Source organism: Synechococcus sp. R55.2, assembly GCF_047462075.1.
Lineage (GTDB): Bacteria > Cyanobacteriota > Cyanobacteriia > Thermostichales > Thermostichaceae > Thermostichus.
In genome coordinates this window covers 1-5,958 of the sequence record NZ_JANSIH010000197.1, presented here as the reverse complement: position 1 = coordinate 5,958, position 5,958 = coordinate 1, and the positions used below count along the sequence as shown (strand labels likewise).

The 5,958-nt window shown below is 56.9% G+C and carries 3 protein-coding genes and 1 pseudogene; 2 read left to right on the top strand and 2 right to left on the bottom strand.

Features of this window, described 5'->3' with window-relative positions:
- Positions 1–150: 150 nt before the first annotated feature.
- Positions 151–1,737, top strand: a complete 1,587-nt coding sequence (locus NW838_RS06790; protein ID WP_414427745.1) for a mechanosensitive ion channel — start codon at positions 151–153, stop codon at positions 1,735–1,737.
- Positions 1,738–1,824: 87 nt separating this feature from the next.
- Here NW838_RS06790 and cydB read toward each other — a convergent pair whose 3' ends face one another.
- Together cydB and NW838_RS06780 are read right to left on the bottom strand one after the other, a co-directional pair.
- Positions 1,825–2,874 carry a cytochrome d ubiquinol oxidase subunit II gene (gene cydB / locus NW838_RS06785; protein ID WP_414355808.1) on the bottom strand — a complete coding sequence of 350 codons (1,050 nt, stop codon included), beginning with the start codon at positions 2,872–2,874 and terminating at the stop codon, positions 1,825–1,827.
- A gap of 193 nt (positions 2,875–3,067) precedes the next feature.
- Positions 3,068–4,501: a cytochrome ubiquinol oxidase subunit I gene (locus tag NW838_RS06780; protein WP_414427744.1), complete on the bottom strand. Its 1,434-nt coding sequence runs from the start codon at positions 4,499–4,501 to the stop codon at positions 3,068–3,070.
- A 499-nt stretch (positions 4,502–5,000) separates the two neighbouring features.
- On the opposite strand from NW838_RS06780, the pseudogene NW838_RS06775 reads away from it, so the two are divergent.
- A pseudogene (locus tag NW838_RS06775) lies at positions 5,001–5,958 on the top strand (transcription-repair coupling factor); the annotation flags it as partial.

Below are 5,958 nucleotides of genomic sequence, written 5' to 3'. Positions count from 1 at the left end.
AAGTTTTATTTCGAGATCCGACATTTCTGCCTCAATATATATTTTTCATATCGTATCCCCCCTCTGGCCAGCTTGCCTGAAAAAACACTTCAGGTTAACCTACACTTGTTATCTGTCCATCCTGAGCATTTTCAAGCTGTGAGGATCATTATGGACACCTCTGGAAACACCATTGGAGATGAGGCCATCTCTTTTGTCGTCAGTCTTTGGTCTAGGCTTATCGATTTTATGCCCAATCTCCTTGCGGCGATTGTCATCTTAATTCTGGGTTGGATAGTGGCCACGGCAGTAGCCTTCGGCGTTAGAGGACTGCTCAAAAGGACGCAACTGGACAATCGCTTGGCTGCTTGGGTTTTGGGCCAAAAGCCCGGCGAGAAGCTGCCCCAAACGGAGCGCTGGGTGGCCGCTGCCGTCTACTGGGTGATTCTTGCTTTTGTGTTGGTGGCGGTACTGAATGCCCTGCAGCTTCAAGCTGTCTCGGATCCGCTCAACAGGTTTTTGGGGGAAATCTTCGGTTATCTGCCACGGGTGGGTGGGGCGCTGGTGCTGCTGGCTGTGGGCTGGGTGGTGGCTACTGTTGCTCGGCTGGCGGTCATCCAGGGGCTGCGGCGTTTCAACCTCGATGAGCAGTTGGCCCGGCCTCTGCAACAGGAAAGCACTGCCGGTGAGGCAGGTGCAGAAGGAACCCCAACCGGCCAAGAGGGAGGTACAGAGGTCACCCCTTTCCTGCTGAATGAAACTTTGGGCAATGCCCTTTACTGGCTGATTCTGCTGTTCTTTTTGCCGATCATCCTGGATACCCTGAACCTGCAGGGGCCGCTGCAGCCGGTGCAAAACCTGCTGGATCAGTTGCTGTCGATGGTGCCGCGGATTTTGGGAGCGCTGATCATCGGTGCAGTGGGCTGGTTTTTGGCCCGCATCGTGCGTGGGATCGTCTCCAATTTGTTGGTGGCAGCAGGGGCAAATCGGTTGGGGGCACGCTTTGGCGTTCCCCAGTTGGCCCAGATCGTCGGGACGGTGGTGTATGTCTTGGTGTTGATCCCGGCGGTGATTGCGGCGCTGAATGCCTTGGAAATTCGGGCCATCTCCGATCCGGCGGTGGCGATGCTGGAGCAGGTGTTGCGGGCCATTCCCTTGATCGCGGGATCCGCTTTGATCCTGGCCGTCTTTTACTTGCTAGGGCAGTTTTTGGCCGGCTTAGTCACCCAGTTACTGCAGGCGGTGGGTTTTGACCGTCTGGTCGCGGGGCTGGGCTTGCCCCTGGCCGCTGCTCCTGAGCCTGAAGGGGATCCCGCTGCCAAACGTCGCACTCCCTCCGAGATCGCCGGCTTGGTGGTCTGGGTAGGCGTGGTCTTGTTTGGGGCGGTGCCGGCAGTGGAGTTGCTGCAGTTTGCCGCCCTAACCGACATTGTGCAGGGGCTGTTGCTGATTTCCGGTCGGGTGCTCATCGGCGCCCTGGTGTTTGGGATCGGTCTTTATTTGGCCAATTTGGCCCACTCTATGATCAAGAGCTTGGGTAGCCCTTCCTCAGGGGTACTGGCCCAGGCGGCGCGGGTGGCTATCTTGGTTTTTGTTGGCGCCATGGCCCTGCAGCAGATGGGCGTGGCCACCGACATTGTGGTGTTGGCTTTTGGTCTGGTTCTGGGGGCGATTGCCGTGGCGGTGGCGTTGGCTTTTGGGTTGGGAGGTCGCGATGTAGCTGCCGAGCAGATCCGGCAATGGCTCAAGAGAGAGTGAGAGCCTTTCTCTGTAGACGTTCGCTTGCACCTAAAAAATTGCCCCGCCCATCACCGGGCGGGGTTATTGCTGCATCCTCAGGCCAGCTTAAACTGCCTCTGGAACTTTGGCCTCTTCCGCCGCCACTTCCTGCACCACGATCTTGCCCCGGAACACCACGTAGTTGTAGATGTTGTAGGACAAGATAACCGGGATCAGAAAGCCAATAAAGGTGAGCATAAACACCAGCGAGCTGGGGGAGGCTGCCGCTTCGTAGATGGTGACGCTGGGGGGAATAATGTTGGGGAAAACCATGAACCCCAAGCCGACAAAAGAAAGTGCAAAAATCAAAAAGGTGTAAACCAAAACGCTATTTTCTTCCCGCCGGCGCAGGCTGCGCAGCAACAACGCCACAAACAAAAGCCCCAGCGCCGGAATGGCGGCAAAGATGTAGAAAAGGGGAGGCGAGAAGAGCTGGGATCGCGCCTGCTCGGACATGATGGGCGTGCTGACAGTGATAAACAGCGCCCCAAGCAGGGTGGTCCAGGTGGCGATGGTTGCCGTCTTGTAGTAGGTTTCCTGAAGCTCGCCGGTGGTCTTAACGATTAGGTAGGCTGAGCCGATTAACACATAGCCCTGGATCAAAGTAAGAGCCACCAACAGCGTGCGCCAGGTCAGCCAATCCCAGGGGCTGCCGGCAAAGTGGCCGGCTTCGTCCACTTGGATCCCTTCAAAGACGCTGCCCAAGGCAAACCCTTGACCCAAGGCCGCCAAAAAGCTGCCCACCCCGAAGGCGATGTTCCACACCAGCTTGTTGTCGGCGTTCTCCCGAAACTCGAAGGAAACGGCCCGCAAGATCAGGCCCACCACCATGATCACCAAGGGTATGTAGAGGGCATTGAGAATGGTGGCGTAGGCGAGAGGAAAAGATCCAAATAGGGATCCCCCCATCAACACCAGCCACGTCTCGTTGGCATCCCAAACATTGCCCAAGCTGGTCATGAGAATGCTGCGCCGCGTCTCGCTGGAGGCCGTCAGGGAGAGGATACCAACTCCCAGATCAAACCCGTCCAGCAGAACGTAGAGAAATAGGAATAGGCCCAGGATAAAAAACCAAACCTGGGGCAGAAACCGCTGTAAAGGCTCAAAAGATTCCATCGCTGTTCCCTCTGCTTTGAGTATTTCTGACCAGTGCGAGACAGTTCCCGATGGCGATCCCCAGTCCCTCTCCCTCTAGGGAAGGGAAGTTGGGAGTTGACGTAGCGAAGGGTTTCACTGCTGTGGGGAATGGGCCTGCTACGTTGCCCTGTTGCTACTTGGAGTCACCAGTTAGATGGCTACCAAACTGCTGCTACCGAGCTTCTGCAGGACGGCGATCTGGCTCGTGGCGGGCAGGCTCGATCACGATCACCGGCTGCGTTGCTGGGGCAGGAGCGGGCAACTCCAGGTTGGGCCCTTTGCGGATGATGCGGCTGCCAAAGTAAAGGGCGGCCACGAAAAACACGGTGTACAAGATGGTCAAGCCGATCAAGGAGAACAACACTTCTCCTGCCGGCAGCGGTGAAACCGAGTCCACCGTGCGCAGTTGTCCATACACAATCCAGGGCTGCCGACCCACACAGCGAACGATCCAACCGGTCTCGACGGCGATATATCCCAAGGGCCCTGCGAAGACCCAAGCTCTCATCAGCCATTTCTGCTGAGAAAGGGCTTCTGCCGATAGCTTGCCTCTCAGCCATTGGACAAGGGTGACTCCGATAAGCCCGGCCAGAAAAAGACCAATGGCCACCATCGTTCTGAAGGAGTAGTAGATCAGGCCGACCATGTGGGGACGATTTTGGGGATCCCAGCTTTTGAGCCCTTGAATGGGTCGATCCAAGCGGGGCTTAAACTCCAGCAGATAGCCCAGCGCGCCGGGGATCTTCACCTCCCACTCGTTGCGCTCTTCGCGGTCGTTGGGCACAGCCAACAGGCTCCAGTCTGCCCGCTCGCCGGCAGGGATCGTCTCCCACTGGGCCTCCATGGCCGCCAGCTTGGCCGGCTGATAGCGATACACTTGCTCTGCGCTCAAATGGCCGATATACACCTGCAGGGGGGCAACCACCAGGGCCATCGCCAAGACCACTTTGAGGGAGCGGGAGAAAAACTCGCTGTGCCGCCGATTGAGAATGTACCAAGCACTGATGCCACCGATTACAAACAAAGAGGTTTCCAAGGTGGCAAAGAACATGTGCAGAAAGCTATTGACCATGAAGGGGTTGACGATTGCTTGCAGGTAGTCCCGCACCACGAATTTCCCATCCACGAACACGCCACCTGCCGGTGTCTGCAGCCAAGAGTTGGCCGTCAGGATCCAAAAGGTGGATAAGTTGGCGCCAAAGGCCACCAGGATCGTCGAGATCCAGTGAATCACCGGCGGGACGCGCTCCCAGCCGAACAGCATGATCCCCAGAAAGCTGGCCTCCAGCATAAAAGCCATCGTGCCTTCAAACCCCAGGATGGTTCCAAAAAAATCTCCCACCGCTTCGGAAAAGGGTGCCCAGTTCATGCCAAATTGAAAGGCCATTGGCAAGCCTGAGGCCACGCCAATACCGAAGTTCAACACATAGAGTTTTGACCAGAAACGGGCGTGGCGGTAGTAATCTAGGTTGCGGGTTTTTAGCCAAAGCCCCTCAATCACAACAAGATAAATGGCCATTCCTGTTGTTAAGACCGGCCACAACATGTGAAAAATAGCCGTGAGGGCAAATTGTAGCCGAGAAAGCGCGACGGTGTCTAGAAACATAATTTGTACCAAGTTTAGGTGGATTGATTCATGCAGCTTTTTCCGACAACATCTGCTGCAATTGATACAGCTACATCTCTTGCATGAAAAACATCTTGCTGACTGGCAGACATCAGATGAGGCCGGGAAAGCCGCGCTTTGTGGTTCCTTCTAACATCGAATCTTGGCTAAGACAATCGACAAGCTGTCCGACTCTAAAGGTTAATTTTAGGATTCTGTGAAGTATAGGCTTTTTTTGTGATTTAGACTACAAGGCAAAAAGTGCACTGTGAACCCAGCGGCCGAAGACTGGCAGGTCGTTAGCATAAGGTTGTGGTTTTCTTCGCCTTTAAACAACAAAAAACAACAAAACTGTTGCCCTAATAGATCGAGGAGCGATTCCCAGCAAGGGAGGACTTCCGGTTTACAGAGCCGGCAGACGGCTGCTGATTGTCCCCGGAGCCTGCCAGAATTGGGATCCCTGCTTGTTGGGATCGCAGTTTGCAGTGTGGGGTGGAAGATGTCGTTTATTCCGCTGGTGCGCTTTCTAGGCCAGTCCGGCTTGATTCAAGAGCTGGCCACCTGCTTGAGATCGCAGCGACGGGCAAATCTGCAGGGGGCAGGGCGGATTGCCAAGGGGTTGAGCGCCGCGGCTTTGGCCCAGCAGGAGGGAAGATCCCTGCTGGTGATCACTGCCACGCTGGAAGAAGCAGGCCGCTGGACAGCGCAATTGGAGGGCATGGGCTGGGAGACGGTGCAGCTCTACCCCACCTCCGAGGCTTCCCCTTACGAACCTTTTGACCTGGAACCGGAGCTGGTGTGGGGCCAGTTTCAGGTGCTGGCCGATTGCCTCCAGGGGAAGAAGGGCATGGCCATTGTGGCGACAGAGCGGGCCCTCCAACCCCACCTCCCTCCCCCAGAGGTGTTGCGGGCCTTTTGTCTCCAGCTGGAACCTGGCTTGGAGATGTTTCCCCAGCAACTGGGGCAGCAGTTGACCCGTCTGGGCTACCAGCGGGTGAGTCTGGTGGAAAGCGAGGGGCAGTGGAGCCAAAGGGGCGACATTCTCGACGTTTTCCCAGTGGCCTGCGAGTGGCCGGTGCGGCTGGAGTGGTTCGGCAACGAGCTGGAGAGGCTGCGGGAGTTTGACCCAGTCAGCCAGCGCTCCCAAGATGGGATCCCCCACGTTTGGCTAACTCCCACCGGCTACGGGCCCATCCTCTGGCCGGCTCTGCAGGAAAAAGCCGATCAGCTTTCCCAGGGTCTGCGGCAGCAGTTGGAGCAGTCGCCGTCTCCTCCGGAAGGCTTGCGCCGTTTTCTTGGCCTACTCTACGATCCGCCAGCCAACCTGCTGAGCTATCTGGATCCCGAGGCTTTGATCCTGATCGACGAGCCGGAGCAGTGCCAAGCCCACAGCCGGCAGTGGCTAAGCCACGCCCAGGAGCAGTGGCAGCTGGCCCGGGCCAGCGAGCCACCTCTGG